The 15,971-nt window shown below is 49.1% G+C and carries 11 protein-coding genes, 1 tRNA gene and 2 pseudogenes; 9 read left to right on the plus strand and 5 right to left on the minus strand.

The genetic code is table 11. The features are described 5' to 3' along the window. Positions 1 to 54: 54 nt before the first annotated feature. The 3 genes from oppB (at position 55) to HMPREF2696_RS09315 (ending at position 3,585) form a co-directional block, all read left to right on the plus strand. Positions 55 to 975 carry an oligopeptide ABC transporter permease OppB gene (gene oppB, locus HMPREF2696_RS09305; RefSeq protein WP_036472303.1) on the plus strand — a complete coding sequence of 307 codons (921 nt, stop codon included), beginning with the start codon at positions 55 to 57 and terminating at the stop codon, positions 973 to 975. 72 nt (positions 976 to 1,047) lie between these two features. Then, positions 1,048 to 1,956: an oligopeptide ABC transporter permease OppC gene (gene oppC / locus HMPREF2696_RS09310; RefSeq protein ID WP_003683112.1), complete on the plus strand. Its 909-nt coding sequence runs from the start codon at positions 1,048 to 1,050 to the stop codon at positions 1,954 to 1,956. A 24-nt stretch (positions 1,957 to 1,980) separates the two neighbouring features. Next, on the plus strand, positions 1,981 to 3,585 hold the full coding sequence (locus tag HMPREF2696_RS09315) for an ABC transporter ATP-binding protein (protein ID WP_049335541.1): 1,605 nt from the start codon (positions 1,981 to 1,983) through the stop codon (positions 3,583 to 3,585). 79 nt (positions 3,586 to 3,664) lie between these two features. Here HMPREF2696_RS09315 and HMPREF2696_RS09320 read toward each other — a convergent pair whose 3' ends face one another. Beyond that, a complete protein-coding gene (locus HMPREF2696_RS09320) occupies positions 3,665 to 4,942 on the minus strand; it encodes an O-acetylhomoserine aminocarboxypropyltransferase/cysteine synthase family protein (protein WP_049335542.1) in 1,278 nt (425 codons plus the stop codon). 195 nt (positions 4,943 to 5,137) lie between these two features. On the opposite strand from HMPREF2696_RS09320, the pseudogene HMPREF2696_RS11860 reads away from it, so the two are divergent. Further along, positions 5,138 to 5,348, plus strand: a pseudogene (locus HMPREF2696_RS11860) (IS30 family transposase); the annotation flags it as partial. 243 nt (positions 5,349 to 5,591) lie between these two features. Here HMPREF2696_RS11860 and HMPREF2696_RS09330 read toward each other — a convergent pair. Together HMPREF2696_RS09330 and yaaA are read right to left on the minus strand one after the other, a co-directional pair. After that, positions 5,592 to 5,682 (minus strand) — tRNA-Ser (locus HMPREF2696_RS09330). A gap of 79 nt (positions 5,683 to 5,761) precedes the next feature. Continuing rightward, on the minus strand, positions 5,762 to 6,541 hold the full coding sequence (gene yaaA, locus HMPREF2696_RS09335) for a peroxide stress protein YaaA (protein WP_049335610.1): 780 nt from the start codon (positions 6,539 to 6,541) through the stop codon (positions 5,762 to 5,764). 170 nt (positions 6,542 to 6,711) lie between these two features. Between yaaA and HMPREF2696_RS09340 the strand changes: the two genes are divergently transcribed. Further along, positions 6,712 to 7,101: a RidA family protein gene (locus HMPREF2696_RS09340; protein WP_003746001.1), complete on the plus strand. Its 390-nt coding sequence runs from the start codon at positions 6,712 to 6,714 to the stop codon at positions 7,099 to 7,101. Positions 7,102 to 7,171: 70 nt separating this feature from the next. Further along, on the plus strand, positions 7,172 to 8,002 hold the full coding sequence (locus tag HMPREF2696_RS09345) for a symmetrical bis(5'-nucleosyl)-tetraphosphatase (protein WP_004519496.1): 831 nt from the start codon (positions 7,172 to 7,174) through the stop codon (positions 8,000 to 8,002). Between the two features lie 54 nt (positions 8,003 to 8,056). On the opposite strand, the gene HMPREF2696_RS09350 is transcribed toward HMPREF2696_RS09345, so the two are convergent. Continuing rightward, complete coding sequence (locus HMPREF2696_RS09350; protein WP_004519497.1) at positions 8,057 to 9,430, minus strand: FAD-binding oxidoreductase; 1,374 nt, start codon at positions 9,428 to 9,430, stop codon at positions 8,057 to 8,059. Positions 9,431 to 9,525: 95 nt separating this feature from the next. Beyond that, positions 9,526 to 9,768 (minus strand): hypothetical protein, encoded by a 243-nt coding sequence (locus tag HMPREF2696_RS09355; RefSeq protein WP_070588359.1) that lies wholly within the window; start codon positions 9,766 to 9,768, stop codon positions 9,526 to 9,528. A 509-nt stretch (positions 9,769 to 10,277) separates the two neighbouring features. On the opposite strand from HMPREF2696_RS09355, the gene HMPREF2696_RS09360 reads away from it, so the two are divergent. The 3 genes and pseudogenes from HMPREF2696_RS09360 to HMPREF2696_RS09370 form a co-directional block, all read left to right on the plus strand. After that, the gene (locus HMPREF2696_RS09360) at positions 10,278 to 10,760 is read left to right on the plus strand and encodes an FKBP-type peptidyl-prolyl cis-trans isomerase (protein WP_003683125.1); all 483 of its coding nucleotides are present in this window, start codon (positions 10,278 to 10,280) and stop codon (positions 10,758 to 10,760) included. Positions 10,761 to 10,977: 217 nt separating this feature from the next. Next, positions 10,978 to 15,264 carry a 1,4-alpha-glucan branching protein GlgB gene (gene glgB, locus HMPREF2696_RS09365; RefSeq protein ID WP_004519500.1) on the plus strand — a complete coding sequence of 1,429 codons (4,287 nt, stop codon included), beginning with the start codon at positions 10,978 to 10,980 and terminating at the stop codon, positions 15,262 to 15,264. A gap of 145 nt (positions 15,265 to 15,409) precedes the next feature. Then, positions 15,410 to 15,971, plus strand: a pseudogene (locus tag HMPREF2696_RS09370) (glycogen debranching enzyme); the annotation flags it as partial.

Raw genomic sequence — 15,971 nt, forward strand, 5'->3', positions numbered from 1 at the left:
TTCAGGTCAGCTTGTTTTCACGAGTCCGGTATGTTCAGACAGGACAGCCTGATTATGTTGAAATTCATCATCAAACGGATATGTGCTTCCATCCCGACCATGCTGGTGTTGATTACCGTATCGTTTTTCCTGATGCGGCTCGCACCGGGCAGCCCGTTCACAGGCGAACGCAATCTGCCGCCTGCGGTCATGGCCAACATCGAAGCCAAATACCACCTCAATGATCCGATGTACCTCCAATATTTCCACTACCTCAAGCAGTTGGCGCAGGGGGATTTGGGGCCGTCGTTCAAATATAAAGATTTCAGCGTTAATGAGTTGCTTGCCCAATCCCTGCCGGTATCGGCAGAACTTGGCTTCTACGCCTTTTTGATTGCCGCCATCTTCGGCATGTTTATCGGTATCATCGCCGCCTTAAAACAAAACAGTTGGCTGGATTATTCGCTGATGAGCGGTGCGATGACCGGTATCGTTGTCCCCAGTTTTGTGATGGCGCCGGTATTGGTGCTGGTGTTTGCCGTCAGACTGCAATGGCTGCCTGCGGGCGGCTGGAACGATGGCGCACTGATGAACCTGATTTTGCCCGTCGTTACTTTGTCCATCGGTTATGTGTCCAGTATCGCGCGGATTACGCGCGGCGCGATGATTGAAGTATTGAACAGCCCCTTTATCCGCACGGCACGCGCCAAAGGCCTGCCCATGAGCCGCATCATCCTGCGCCATGCGCTGCGCCCAGCTATGTTGCCGATTGTTTCTTTCTTAGGCCCGGCATTCGTCGGCATCATCACCGGCTCCATTGTGATTGAAAACGTGTTCGGTATTCCCGGCGTCGGACAATTATTTGTCAACGGCGCGCTCAACCGCGACTACGGCATGATTTTGGGTTTGACGATTTTGGTCGGCATTATGACCATTTTGTTCAACGCCATCCTCGATATTCTGTATGCCATTATTGACCCGAAAATCCGTTATTAATCCCATTTGCGCAAAGGCCGTCTGAAACGTTCAGACGGTCTGAAGAAAGAATAAAAAGCGAGAGAGAACATTATGTTATTTAAAAAGAAGCAGACTCAGGCCCTTGCAGAGGCAGCAGAATACGCCCAAGTACACGGCAAAAGCCTGTGGAGCGATGCATGGCGGCGTTTTAAACAAAACAAAGCGGCGGTGTACAGCATTATCATCCTGTTGCTGATCAGCATTTTTGTGATTGTGGCGCCATGGATTGTCCGCTACACCTACGACTTCACCGACTGGGACAATATGCAGATTCCACCGTCCTTTTCTACCCATCACTATCTGGGTACGGACTTGCTCGGCCGCGATTTGCTGTCGCGTGCGGCAACCGGCGGACGTATTTCCTTGCTGGTCGGTGTGGCCGGCGCATTGGTGGCTGTTGTCATCGGTACGCTTTATGGCGCGATTGCCGGCTTTATCGGCGGTAAGCTCGATTCGCTGATGATGCGCTTTTTGGAAATTTTGAACGCGTTTCCGTTTATGTTTTTCGTCATTCTGCTGACCACATTCTTCGGCCGCAACTTGCTTTTGATTTTTGCCGCCGTGGGTTTGGTGTCTTGGCTGGACGTGGCGCGTATCGTGCGCGGCCAAACCTTGAGCTTGAAGCATAAAGAGTTTGTCGAAGCGGCACGTGTGAGCGGCGTGGCAAAACGTAAAATCGTAACGCGCCACATTATTCCGAATGTTTTGGGTGTGGTGATGGTGTATGCCTCTTTGCTGGTACCGGGCATGATTATGTTTGAATCCTTCTTGAGCTTCTTGGGCTTGGGTGTGCAAGAGCCGATGACCAGTTGGGGTTCGATGCTGCAAGAAGGCGCAATTTCGATGGAAGCCGCACCATGGCAGCTGCTCGTGCCGAGTTTCTTCTTGGTAACCACTTTGTTCTGTTTCAACTTTATCGGCGACGGCCTGCGCGATGCGCTCGACCCGAAAGACCGCTAAACCACAACCAAAAGGATAATCAAAATGACAAAACAGTTACTGGTTGTAGAAAATCTGGACATCAATTTTGAATTGCATGAAAAAAACGTGCACGCCGTGCGTAATGTCAGCTTTAAAGTGGCAGAGGGCGAAACATTGGCTTTGGTCGGCGAGTCCGGCTCGGGCAAGTCTGTAACATCTATGTCCGTTATGCGCCTGTTGCCTGAAAAGTTTGCCCGTTATGGCAAAGATTCGCGCATTACTTTTGACGGCATTTCCATTTTGGATGCCGATGAGAAAACCCTGCGTGATTTGCGCGGCAACCGCATCAGCGTGATTTTCCAAGAGCCGATGACCTCGCTCAATCCGTTTATGCGTATCGGTGCGCAACTGATTGAAGCGGCGCGTGTGCACAATAAAAAGCTCGGCCGCAAAGAAGCAGGGCTGAAGGCATTGGCATTGTTGGAGCGTGTGGGCATCAAAGAAGCCGAACGCCGCATGAAACAATATCCACACGAGTTTTCCGGCGGCCAGCTGCAACGCATCATGATTGCCATGGCACTCATTAATGAACCTGACCTGCTGATTGCCGACGAACCGACCACGGCTTTGGATGTAACCATTCAAGCCGAGATTCTCGATTTGCTCCACGATTTGCAACAGCAAATGGGCATGGCGATTATCTTCATTACCCACGATTTGGGTTTGGCGGAACACTATTCCAAAACCGTCTGCGTCATGCGTAACGGCGAAATTGTCGAGCGCGGCAAAATCAAAGAAGTTTTTGCCCATCCGAAGCACGAATATACCGCCGAACTCATCAATGCCATTCCCAAAGGCATGAAAGAGCCGGAAGAAAACAACGCCGGTGTGTTAATCGATGCCGATAATGTCAATGTTTCTTTCGTATTGAAGCAAAGCTTTTTTGGCAAGCCGCTCAAAACTTTCGACGCCGTCAAAGGCATCAGCCTCAAAATAAAAGAAGGGGAAACATTGGGCGTTGTCGGCGAGTCCGGTTCCGGAAAATCCACGCTGGGCAAAGCCGTCATGCAGATGCTGCCTTATACCGGCCATATCTTCTTTGAAGGCAAAGACCTGAAAAACTATACAGCCGAGGAAGCATGCCGTCTGAAATCGCAACGGCAAATTGTGTTCCAAGATCCGTTCGGTTCGCTTTCCCCACGCCTTACAGTTGGTGAAATTATTGGTGAAGGTTTGACGGTTCATCATCCTGAGATGACTAAAAAAGAACGTATCCAGCGCGTTTTGGAAGTCATGAAGGAAGTGTCCCTGCCGCTTGACGCGCTCAACCGTTATCCGCATGAATTCTCCGGCGGCCAGCGTCAGCGTATAGCTATTGCACGCGCCGTTATCCTGCGCCCGAAATTCATTCTTTTGGACGAGCCGACTTCTGCACTTGACCGTTCCGTACAATCCAAAGTAGTCGAGCTTTTGCGCGATTTGCAAAAGAAATACGGCCTGACTTATATGTTCATCAGTCATGATTTGTCTGTCGTGCGCGCCGTTAGCGATAATGTGATCGTGATGAAGCAGGGCGAAATGGTTGAGTACGGCAGCGCGGATCAGATTTTCCACCATCCGCAAAACGATTACACCAAACGTTTGATTAACGCCGCATTTGATTTGTAGAAAAGGAAAAGGCCGTCTGAAAAGAAATTTTCAGACGGCCTTTTTAAGCGGAGGCTTTTTTCATCTAATGAGCGATTGCTTATGCCTGTACGGCATCCAATGCCTGCGCCAAGTCGGCAAGCAAATCGTCGATATGCTCGATACCCACGCTCAGGCGTACCATGTCGGGGCTGACGCCTGCTGCGGCGAGTTCTGCATCGTCAAGCTGACGGTGGGTCGTTGTGGCAGGATGGGTAGCCAGCGATTTGGCATCGCCGATATTCACCAAACGCAGGAAGAGTTGCAGTGCGTCAATGAATTTCGCGCCGGCTTCACGACCGCCTTTAATACCAAAACTCAGCAAACCTGAGGCTTTTCCGCCGTAGTCGCGGTCAATCAAAGCTTTATACGGACTGTCAGGCAGTGCAGGATAGTTCACCCATTCGACCCGCGGATGTTTCTTTAAGAATTCGGCTACTTTTAGGGCGTTTTCGCAATGACGTTCCATACGCAGGGCGAGGGTTTCCAAACCTTGAAGCAGTAAAAATGCGCTGTGCGGAGACAGGGCGGCACCGGTATTACGCAATGGGACGACACGGGCACGGGCGATATAGGCTGCCGCACCAAAATGTTCGCAGTAGTTTACGCCGTGGTAAGACGGATCAGGCTGATTGAAGGTTTTTTCAAAACGCGGATTGCCTGCCCATTGGAATTTGCCGCCGTCGATAATGGCACCGCCAATCGTTGTGCCGTGGCCGCCGATGTATTTTGTCAGAGATTGGATAACAATGTCGGCTCCGTGTTCTATCGGGCGGAACAATGTAGGCGTAGCAACGGTGTTGTCCACCATTAGTGGTAGCCCTTGAGCGTGCGCGGCTTGGGCGAATGCTGGAATATCAACGACATTGATGGCAGGATTGCCGATAGATTCGCAATACACCAGTTTGGTGCGGCTGTCGGTATTGGCGGCGATTTCTTCGGGTTTGGCCGGATCGATAAAGCGTACTTCTATGCCTTGGCGCGGCAGGCTGTGAGCAAAGAAATTGTATGTGCCGCCGTAGAGGGTTTTGGTTGCAATGATGTTGTCGCCTGCTTCAGCCAAGGTTTGAACGGCATAGGTAATTGCCGCCATACCGCTGGCGACAGCCAATGCGGCGATACCGCCTTCCAAACGGGCAACGCGTTCTTCCAAAACGGCAGTGGTCGGATTCATCATACGGGTGTAGATATTGCCCGCTACATCAAGGTTGAACAAGTCTGCGCCGTGTTGCGTGTTGTCGAAAGTGTAGGAAGTGGTTTGGTAAATGGGGACAGCAGCGGATTTGGTAGTTGGTTCGGATTGATAGCCTGCATGCAGGGCAATGGTTTCCCGTTTCATTTAAATATCCTTGTAGCGATTAAATAATGATAAATAGAGGCCAGCAGATTCGGATTTGAAGGGCAAACTTTCCATAACGGAAAAGTTCGGTATGTAGCAGCATACAGCCTTTCCTATAAGAAAGATTACCCTGAGCGACACTCAACTGACCCAAGAAGAACGATATCACATTCAAGACCTGTCCTACCACCACACCATCATCGAATGACACCCCATCATAATGCCGTTTACCGCGACCTTCTCCAAGATAAAAGCAACGGCAGTACTCTTTGGCAACAGCTCAGAATATGCAGCAAACCCTACCGCAAATGATACGGCAGCACACGGCTCTGAGGCAAAATGCACGATCGCGTCGGCATAGGAAAAGCCCCACATGGTTGAGCAAAAATTCCGCATTGGTGATGGGTAGGCAGATACCATTGACGGCAAAGATTAGAAAAGCGGAGACCTTGGCAAAAATCCCTCAAATTCCTAAATGTCTGGGTAGGACTTTAGGGATTTGGGGGAGTTTTAAAGGTTTTAGGCCGTCTGAAACTGCGTTATAGAAAGTTTCAGACGGCCCTTGGGTATTCTTTGGATTTGAAAATAAAAAAAGACTTGAATCATCAAGTCTCGCATTTCATTTTTACTGGATAAAAAATATCAAGAATGGCGGAAGCGGTGAGATTCGAACTCACGGAGGGCTATCAACCCTCGACGGTTTTCAAGACCGTTGCATTAAACCGCTCTGCCACGCTTCCGTTCTTGAAGCCGTAATACTAATGGAACTTACGGCCTTTGCCAAGAGGTATTTTAGAAAAAATATCTAGGATTCTGTTTTTATTTAGATTGTTCTTTACGCATGAATACCCATTCGGCTTCGTTTGAAGCTGCTTCATTGAATGAATAGCCTTCGTAGTCGAAGTTTTTGAGCATTTCAGGCTCGGTAATGCCGTGTTCTGCCGCGTAGCGCACCATCAAACCGCGCGCACGCTTGGCGTAGAAGCTGATGATTTTGTATTTGCCGTTTTTCTCGTCTTTAAAAATCGGCGTAATCAGGCGTGCGTTGAGTTTTTTGGTGTTGACGGATTTGAAATATTCTTGTGAGGCGAGGTTGATTAAAACGTCGCTGCCTGCCTGCTTCAGCGTTTGGTTGAGCAGGTCGGTGATTTTATCGCCCCAAAATTCGTAGAGGTTTTTGCCGCGCGTGTTGGTAAAGGCTGTGCCCATTTCCAAGCGGTAGGGCTGCATCAAGTCGAGCGGGCGCAGTACGCCGTATAGGCCGGAGAGCAGACGGACGTGTTGTTGCAGGTAGTCGATTTGTTTCGGTTTGAGCGTATCGGCGGCAATGCCTTCATAGACGTCGCCGTTGAACATAAATACGGCTTGTTTGGCGTTTTCAGGCGTAAACGGCGTGTGCCATGCGGCATTGCGTTCGGCGTTGAGCAGGGCGATTTTGTCGGAAACATGCATCAGCTCGGCGATTTGTTGGGGGGCAAGCTGACGCAACTCCTGCATCAGGATTTCCGCTTCGGGTAGAAGGTCGGGCTGGGTAAAGCTGCTGACGGGGGAGGGGTCTTTTTCGTTGAGGTTTTTGGCTGGGGATAAGACAAAAAACATAATAATTTCGGCTTTGAAATGAATAATGTGTGGGATTGTAGGTTTAAAATCGAGGAAGAACAAGACGGGCTAAACGCATTAATTGAATGCTTTTATTGAAACGTATTTCTGTTGAAAGTAAAATTCGAAGCTTCCCCCTGTTTCTGACATTTCTACTTGAGGAGAATATCATGTCTAAAACCATTATTCATACCGACAAAGCCCCTGCCGCGATTGGCGCATACAGCCAAGCAGTCCGCGCAGGCGATACGGTTTATATGAGCGGTCAGATTCCTTTGGATCCGGCTACGATGACTGTGGTCGGCAATGGCGACTTCCGGGCAGAAGCCGTGCAAGTATTTAAAAACCTGCAAGCCGTAGCCGAAGCAGCCGGCGGTTCTTTAAATGATATCGTCAAACTCAATGCTTATTTGACTGATTTGGCTAACTTTGCCGTGTTCAATGAAGTGATGGCTGAATTTATCGAACAACCTTTCCCTGCACGTGCGGCGGTTGGCGTGGCCAGCCTGCCTAAAGGCGTTCAGGTTGAAGCAGAGGCAGTATTGGTTTTAAATGCATAATTGATGTTTTCAGACGGCCTGGGCTGGGCTTGAGGCCGTCTGAAAAGAATAACAACGGAAAACAATAATAATGGCACATTACGCAATCGGAGACATTCAAGGCTGTTTTGACGAGCTGACTTTGTTGCTTGCCAAAATCGGCTTTAATCATGGTACGGACACCCTTTGGCTGGTCGGCGATATTGTCAATCGCGGCCCAAAGTCATTGGAAACCCTGAAATTTGCCAAAGAGCATGACAGCAGCGTGCAAATGGTTTTGGGCAATCATGATTTACATCTTTTGGCCGTCGGTTGCGGTGAAGGAACGCTCAAGCGCAGCGATACGGTTGAGCCGATTTTGACCCATCCCGAGAGTCAATCCCTATTGGACTGGCTGCGTCATCAACCGCTTTTGGTGCGCGGCGACAGGCATGTGATGGTGCATGCCGGTATTTTGCCTCAATGGTCGGTTGATAAGGCCGAAAGCCTTGCCCGTGAAGCTGAGGATGAATTGCAAGGTAAAAAGTACAGGAAATTTTTTGGCAAAATGTACGGCAACAAGCCGACCGAGTGGACAGATGATTTGACAGGCTATGAGCGTCTACGCATGATTATCAACGTCTTTACCCGTATGCGTGCGCTGACGTACAAAGGCGAATTGGATTACGAATATAAATCCACTTTAAAAAAAATGCCGCTTTACCTGCGCCCTTGGTTTAAAGCGCCTGATAGGCAGAATTTGGATTATATTACCGTGTTTGGACATTGGTCGTCATTGGGCTACGTTAATACCGATCAGGTCATTGCTTTGGATACCGGCGCGTTGTGGGGCGGAGAGCTGACAGCGGTCAATTTGGATACCAATGAAGTGATACAGGTACCGTCGTTGGGCGGATTGGATTGGAAAACGGCATTGAAATAGTTTGGATAAGATAAAAGGCCGTCTGAAATGTTTCAGACGGCCTTTTTATATTACTTAATCCAGAGAAGGCAGGAGTTTGCCCGGATTCATGATGCCATAAGGGTCAAGTTGATTTTTGATAGCATGCATCAGAACGAGTTCGGCCTGTGTACGTACGCGGGGCAGCCAATGTTTTTTGATGATGCCTACGCCGTGTTCTGCGGCAATCGTACCGTGGCAGGCAAGGATGTTTTCATAAACAATGGTATTGACGGCGTCTTCGTATTGGTAGGCTTCGTTGCTCAATACGTTGGGCAGGAATGTATTGTAATGTAGGCTGCCGTCGCCTAAATGTCCGAAGCAGACAATTTGTATGCCGGGGAAATGGATTTCCAAGGCAGGGGCGCATTGGCGGACAAAGGCGGCCACTTGGGCGATAGGGACGGCGATGTCGTGTTTGATGCTGGTACCGAGTTTGCGTTGGGAAGCGGAAATATTTTCACGTAAGGTCCATAAGTCGGAACGCTCTTGCTCGGATTGCGCCAAGATACTGTTTTCCCACCCGTTTTGATAGAGAAATTCGGCAAGTTTTTCATCCAGTCCGGCATCGGGAATGGAATCTGCAAGTTCAATCAAAATATGCCATTCCGCGTCGGCAGGCTTTTTGAGTTGGCTGAATTCCGAAGATAAATCGAGGGCAAAGCGGCTGATCAGCTCGAAGCTGATCAAGCGTTCGGCAAAATGGCCTTGTACCGCAGTTAAAAGCGAAACGGCGGATTCAATATCGTCTAAACCTACCCATGCGGTCGCTTTGGTTTTGGGCTGGGCAAAGAGTTTGAGTGTGGCGGCGGTAATGATGCCCAATGTTCCTTCACTGCCGATAAAAAGATGGCGCAAGTCGTAGCCGGTCGTGTTTTTGTGCAGGGGCTGAAGGTGGGAAACCAGTTCGCCGTTTGGTAAAACGACTTCCAAACCCAATACCAAATCACGCATGCTGCCGTAACGCAAGACATTCAAACCGCCGGCATTACAGGCGATATTGCCGCCGATTTGGCAAGAGCCTTCGCTGGCAAGGCTGAGTGGAAACAGTCGTCCGGCTTCGGCTGCCGCCTTTTGAGCATTTTGCAAAATTACTCCAGCTTCAACCGTCATGCTGTTGTCGGCAAGGTTGATATCACGGATACGGTTTAGCTTGGAGAGGTTGAGCAGTACGCCCTCGGTGGTTACCGTTGCGCCGCATAATCCGGTATTGCCACCTTGCGGGGTGACGCGGATGCGGTTTTCAAAACAGAAACGCATGATTTTCTGCACGCTTTCGACAGAGTTCGGCTGTAAGACAATATCCGGCGAAGAAACAAAACGGCGGCGTTGGTCGTTTAACAAGGCCGGAGTGGCTTCGATGATTTCAGAGGCGGAAAGAAACGTTGCAAAACGGTCGTGAAGGTGCATGGCAGTCAGGCGGAAAAGTCGGGAAGGGGAGTGTGAGGAATGTAAAAAAGCAGGATACGCAATGGTATCCTGCTTTTCTTATATTCAAAAGAATATTATTTAGCAGCTTCAGAAGCAGCAGAAGCAGCGGCTTCAGTAGCAGATGCAGCAGCTTCAGTAGCTTCGGTAGCAGCAGAAGCGGCAGCTTCAGTAGCAGATGCAGCAGCTTCAGTAGCAGATGCAGCGGCTTCGGAAGCAGCAGAAGCGGCAGAAGCAGCAGTTTCAGCAGCTTTATCAGCACCGCCACAAGCGGCCAAAGCTAAAGACAACAAAGCAGCAGCGAACAGAGATTTTTTCATTTTTAAGAACCTTTTTTAAATCGATTTAAACTAAAAATAGCCGTCAGACGGCCTATACAGTAGAAATTCATTGCTGAATTTTTCAATATTATGCCCCACGGGATAGGTCAATGCAACGTTGCGTAACCGTTTGCCGGCTAAAATCAATACGAAAATAGTGAAAATAATGTAAATCATATTGGCGCGCGAAAAATCATCTAAAAATATTCATTATTAATGAAGATTTTAAAAATACATTGTATTCAATGAGTTGTGTATTTTTATTTGTTATAGGTTTTAAGGGTTTGGAATGTTTTTGCGTTTAGGGAAATTTTTGTAATTTAGCAACTTTGTGTTGTGAAAAAGCAACTTTTATGGATTGGAATCATTCGATTTTGTTTTTTATATGGACTTTTTCGGTTTTGTTGTGTTTGCTAAAAGTATTTGTTTAAGGTAAACCGATTGTTTAGTTACAGCTGTGATAGAATAGCCTGAACTTGACTTTATAAATATTGATTAAGGACGACATGATGTCTATTGTTAAAAATTCCGTAGTTTCCCTGCATTATGAAATGTACGATGCAAACAACCAGTTGTTGGACAAAACCGAAGAGCCGATTGCTTACTTGCATGGCGGTTATGACGGTATTTTCCCTTTGGTGGAAGAAGCGTTGCACGGCAAAAATGTAGGCGATACCGTCGAAGTGGCTTTGTCGCCCGATGATGCTTTCGGCGAGCAAGATCCTGAGTTGGTGCGCATTGAAGATGTAAGCGTATTTCCTGTTGAAGTTGAAGTCGGCATGATGTTTGAAGCCGATGATCCGGAAACAGGCGATGTATTGATTTATCGTGTAACCGATGTTGCCGACGGTAAAGCCGTAGTAGACGGCAACCATCCTTTGGCCGGTATGAAAGTATTGTTCAAAGCGACCGTTGAAGGTGTACGCGATGCGACTGAGGAAGAAATTGCCCACGGTCACGTACATGGCCCGCACGGTCATCACCACCACTAATCAGGCTTGAAGCATGATGAAGGCCGTCTGAAAAGGAATGAAACCTTCCTTTTCAGACGGCCTTTAAGTTTTTACAAGACAGATAAATAGGAAATTTTGGCTCAGGTCAAATCAAGCGGGGAAATATGGGGTTTGTTTGATACTACAATGAATTACATATCACGGTGCGGCAGAATCTGTATTAAGATTCTGATATTGGTAAAACAGGCAGAATACAATGAGTGAAACATTGGAGCAGCAGGCGGTACAGGCCGGTATTGATTTAGGTTATCACGACATCAACGGCACTTATCGTGTGACCAAAACGGAAGTTTTGGAATCGATTGTTGCTGTTTTGGATAAAAGCAAACCGGATTCAGATGGCCTTTATTTGAATACGATGGTTGCGCATGAAAATGGCGAAGAATCTTTACAGATGCCGTCTGAATTTCATGGTGCGGAAGCGGTCGTATTGATTGATGAGGCGGATGAGTGCCAGACCTTGACTTTGTATCTGGGCGACAACGATACGCTTTGGATTAAGCTGCCCCAACTGGCTTGCGGTTATTACACTTTGTCGGCCGAGACCGGCGGCAAATGTCGCCTTGTACGCCTGATTGTTGCGCCTGAATCGGTTTATCAACCCAAACTGCTTGCCAATGGCGGACGGATGAATGGTTTGACCATGCATTTGTACAGCCTGCGTTCCGAGCGCAACTGGGGCATAGGCGACTTTACCGATTTGCTGAACCTGATGAAATATGCTGCAGAGAAAAAGCTGGATTTTGTCGGTATCAACCCTTTGCACGCCTTGTTTACCAGCAAGCCTGCCTTTGCCAGCCCGTATAGCCCTTCTTCGCGCGAATGGCTCAATCCGATTTATTTGGATATAGAGAAAGTCGGGGCGTTTACTTATAACGAGCAACTGAAAAACTGGCTGGCGCAACCGAAAATCCGTCAGCGCATCGCTGCTTTGCGTATCACGGAAACGGTGACTTATACCGCGGTTTGGGCATGCAAACGTGATGCGCTGCAAATGGCGTTTAATGCATTTGAACAAGATACTTGTGAAGCCGCGGAAAATGAGCGTGCTGCATTTGAATCGTTTGTGATGGAAAAAGGCAAAGCCTTACAGGGCTTCGGTTTGTTTGAGGCTTTGGACCAGTATTACAGCCGTCCTGGACAAGTGGGTTGGCAGTCATGGCCGTCTGAATTTCATCAACCTGATGGCGAAGCAGTAGAAAAATTCGAGCGCAGTCATGAGCGGGAAATCCGTTTTTATATGTGGCTGCAATGGCTTTGCGCGGAGCAATTGCAAGAAGTTAACCAAGCCGCTGCCGAATACGGTGTCAAACTCGGCATTTACGGCGATTTAGCGGTCGGCGTGGCGCGAGGTAGCGCGGATACTTGGTTAAACCGCCAAGATTATTGTATGGACGTATCGGTCGGTGCGCCGCCCGATCCTTTAGGGCCGACAGGGCAGAATTGGGATTTGCCGCCGCTTAATCCGTCGATGTTGAAGCATACGGGCTATGAAAAGTTTGCCCATCTGTTGCGCGAAAATATGCGTCTGTATGGCGTGTTGCGGATTGACCATGTGATGGCATTGTGTCGTTTGTGGTGGGTTTTAAAGGATAAAACAGCAGATTTCGGCGCATATGTGCATTACGATGCCGAAGTGACTTTTGCCATTTTGGCATTGGAAAGCCAGCGCAACCGTTGCGTCATTATCGGCGAGGATTTGGGGACGGTACCCGATCAAGCGCGTTATCTGCTCAACCGCTATCAAGTGTTCTCCTACAAAGTGATGTATTTCAGCAAGGGCTGGAACGGTTTTCAATTACCTGACGAATACCCCGAGCAGGCGATTACGGTCATCAGTACCCACGATGTCGCACCCTTGGCAGGTTATTGGATAGGCAAAGATTTGGATACGATGTTCAAACTCGGTACTTTGCCTGATGCAGCCGCTTTTCAGACGGCCTTGGATGAGCGCGAACACGATAAAGCCGATTTGCTGGACAAATTGAAAGAAACCGGCTGTCTGGGTGCAGACGTACAAATGCCGGCAAAAGCCGATGAAACCTTGCTGGCGGCTTTGCACAAATACGGCGCATTGAGCCGCAGCAAGCTTTACGCCGTACAACTGGAAAACCTACTGGGCGTCATCGACAATCTGAATGTCCCGGGTGTAACCGAAGGCTATCCGAACTGGGCGCAAAAAATGCCGGTTTCTTTGGAAGATTTCCTACAACACCGCCTCATGGGCGGCCAACTTGCCATTATTGACGAGGTACGCATGAAAACAAACAGCCAAATCAAGGCTTATCATGAACTTGACCAAATCGAGCGCGATACGGTCGAAAGCCTGTTTCTTGCCACCCATAGCGATGTGTTCGCTTATCTGGGACGACACCGCCTTGCAGAGGGCGATGAAGTAGTGCGCGTTTTGATTCCCGGCGCAGTAAGCGTGGATATCGTGAACCGCCGCAGCGGCGAACTCATCGTGCCGTCTGAAAAAATTGATGAACGCGGTTTCTTTGTGGCCGTTTTGCCCGATGATGCGCCCGATTACGCTTTACGTATCCGTTACACCGAAGACACCGAGCCAGTGATTGAAGAAGACCCTTATCATTTCAGTTCTGCGTTGCAAGACATGGATTCCTGGCTGTTGGCCGAAGGTAAACACCTGCGTCCTTATGAGACTTTAGGCGCGCATTTTGCCGAGTTGGACGGCGTGAAGGGCGTACGCTTTGCCGTATGGGCGCCAAATGCGCAACGCGTTTCCGTCATCGGCGAGTTCAACAACTGGGACGGCCGTCGCCATGTGATGCGTTTCCACCGTGACAACGGCATTTGGGACATCTTCATCCCTGCTGTCAAACTCAATGCCCTATACAAATTTGAAATCCGCGATGCCAACGGTAATGTACGCGAAAAAGCCGACCCGTATGCCTTCGGTGCGGAACTGCGTCCGACCACGGCATCTATCGTGCGTGGTTTGCCTGACGAAGTGGAAGAACCGGCCTTCCGCGCCCGTGCCAACGCCATTGATGCGCCGATCAGCATTTATGAAGTGCATTTGGGTTCGTGGAAACGCAATCCGGAAAACAACTTTTGGCTGACTTACGAAGAGCTTGCCAAAGAATTGGTCGCATACGTCAAAGACATGGGCTTTACCCATATTGAATTTCTGCCTGTTTCCGAATATCCGTTTGACGGCTCATGGGGCTATCAGGCAACCGGTTTGTATGCGCCGACCAGCCGTTTCGGTTCTCCGGAAGAATTGCGCGCCCTGATTAAAGCCGCGCACGACGAGGGTATCAGCGTTATCCTCGACTGGGTGGTCGGACACTTCCCAACCGATGACCACGGGCTTGCCAAATTCGACGGCACCGCGCTGTATGAACACGCCGATCCGCGCGAAGGCTATCATCAAGACTGGAACACTTTGATTTACAACTTCGGCAGAAACGAAGTGAAAAACTTCCTGCAAGGCAATGCTTTGTATTGGATAGAACGTTTTGGCTTTGACGGTATCCGCGTTGACGCGGTGGCTTCGATGATTTACCGCAACTATTCGCGCAAAGATGGCGAGTGGATTCCGAACCAATACGGCGGCCATGAAAACCTTGAAGCCATCGCTTTCCTGCGCGATACCAACACCATGTTGAAAGAGGAAGTTCCGGCTGCGACTGAAATTGCTGAAGAGTCTACTTCATTCGCCAATGTAACCCGTCAAGAAGGTTTGAACTTCAGCTTCAAATGGAATATGGGCTGGATGAACGATACCTTGCGTTACATGATGGAAGACCCCATCAACCGCAAATATCACCACAACAAAATGACCTTCGGCATGATGTACCAGTACAGCGAAAACTTCGTCCTGCCACTTTCACACGATGAAGTCGTGCACGGCAAACGCTCGCTGCTCGGACGGATGCCCGGCGACTGCTGGCAACAATTTGCCAACCTGCGCGCCTACTACGGCTTTATGTACGGCTTCCCCGGCAAAAAACTTTTGTTTATGGGCAGCGAGTTTGCACAAGGTCGCGAGTGGAACTACAACGAAGGACTGGATTGGTTCCTGCTGGAGCAAGAGGGCGGCTGGCACAAAGGCGTGCAAGACTTTGTGCGCGAGTTGAACCATGTCTATAAAGACACTGCGCCGCTTTACCAATTAGACCAATGGCCTGAAGGCTTTGAGTGGCTGGTTGCAGATGACGGCGACAATTCCGTATTCGTTTTCGAGCGACGCGACCGCGAAGGCAACCGCGTTATCGTTATTAGCAACTTCACGCCAGTAGTACGCGAAGGCTACCGCTTCGGTGTGAATTCCGCCGGCGAATACCGCGAAATTCTCAATTCGGACGACCTGCCTTACAAAGGCAGCGGCGTTTCTGCCGGTGCAACGGTGGAGACAGAAGAAGTTTGGTCGCATAGCAAACCTAATTCCTTGTCTGTGACCGTACCGCCGTTGGCAACCGTTTACCTGTATCAGGCGGCAGTCAAAGAAGAAGCGTAAATCAACTTTGAGGGTGGGCATCCTGCCTGCCCAATCAGCTGAAAATTAAAAGATAGTGGTATCAATATGACTCAAGGCCGTCTGAAAGGTTTTCAGACGGCCTTATATTGGACACGCAACCAAATACATACCAAGGAATCATTCTATGTCTGCCAAATCATGGCATATCGAGGAAGGCAAGCCTTATCCCATGGGCGCAACCCTGACAAGTAAGGGCGCGAATTTTACCTTGTTTTCCATCAATGCCGAAAAGGTCGAATTGTGTCTGTTTGATAAGGATAAAGAAACCCGTTTGGAGATGCCTTCACGGCGCGGTTCGGTATTTTACGGATTTGTGCCGGATGTTAAGGCAGGGCAGCGATACGGTTTCCGCGTGTATGGACGTGAAAACGCAGAATATGGCTCATGTTTCAATCCCAATAAATTGCTGATTGACCCGTATTCCAAAAAAATTGACGGTAAACCAAGCTACCGTAACGCCGAAGAAATGGCATGGTTCAGGCCGGAAGATGAACGCGACAATGCCACCGTTGCACCCAAAAGCGTCGTGGTCGGACGCAGCCGATTTAATTGGGCCAAAGATTGCCGTCCGGAAATACCGTGGGGTAAAACCGTTATTTATGAAGCCCATGTCAAAGGGTTGACCAAGCAATTCCCTGATTTGAAGTATGCAGGCACTTATAAAGCCTTGTGCGATAAACGGGTTT

It is taken from the genome of Neisseria sp. HMSC058F07 (assembly GCF_001810035.1).
GTDB lineage: Bacteria > Pseudomonadota > Gammaproteobacteria > Burkholderiales > Neisseriaceae > Neisseria > Neisseria perflava.

What these genes read in the sequence shown, in the direction of transcription:
- HMPREF2696_RS09315 (WP_049335541.1), top strand. Translation starts at nt 1,981, where the DNA reads ATGACAAAACAGTTACTGGTTGTAGAAAATCTGGACATCAATTTTGAA.
- HMPREF2696_RS09320 (WP_049335542.1), bottom strand. Translation starts at nt 4,942, where the DNA reads ATGAAACGGGAAACCATTGCCCTGCATGCAGGCTATCAATCCGAACCA.
- HMPREF2696_RS09360 (WP_003683125.1), top strand. Translation starts at nt 10,278, where the DNA reads ATGTCTATTGTTAAAAATTCCGTAGTTTCCCTGCATTATGAAATGTAC.
- HMPREF2696_RS09350 (WP_004519497.1), bottom strand. Translation starts at nt 9,430, where the DNA reads ATGCACCTTCACGACCGTTTTGCAACGTTTCTTTCCGCCTCTGAAATC.
- HMPREF2696_RS09340 (WP_003746001.1), top strand. Translation starts at nt 6,712, where the DNA reads ATGTCTAAAACCATTATTCATACCGACAAAGCCCCTGCCGCGATTGGC.
- oppB (WP_036472303.1), top strand. Translation starts at nt 55, where the DNA reads ATGTTGAAATTCATCATCAAACGGATATGTGCTTCCATCCCGACCATG.
- glgB (WP_004519500.1), top strand. Translation starts at nt 10,978, where the DNA reads ATGAGTGAAACATTGGAGCAGCAGGCGGTACAGGCCGGTATTGATTTA.
- yaaA (WP_049335610.1), bottom strand. Translation starts at nt 6,541, where the DNA reads ATGTTTTTTGTCTTATCCCCAGCCAAAAACCTCAACGAAAAAGACCCC.
- HMPREF2696_RS09355 (WP_070588359.1), bottom strand. Translation starts at nt 9,768, where the DNA reads ATGAAAAAATCTCTGTTCGCTGCTGCTTTGTTGTCTTTAGCTTTGGCC.
- oppC (WP_003683112.1), top strand. Translation starts at nt 1,048, where the DNA reads ATGTTATTTAAAAAGAAGCAGACTCAGGCCCTTGCAGAGGCAGCAGAA.
- HMPREF2696_RS09345 (WP_004519496.1), top strand. Translation starts at nt 7,172, where the DNA reads ATGGCACATTACGCAATCGGAGACATTCAAGGCTGTTTTGACGAGCTG.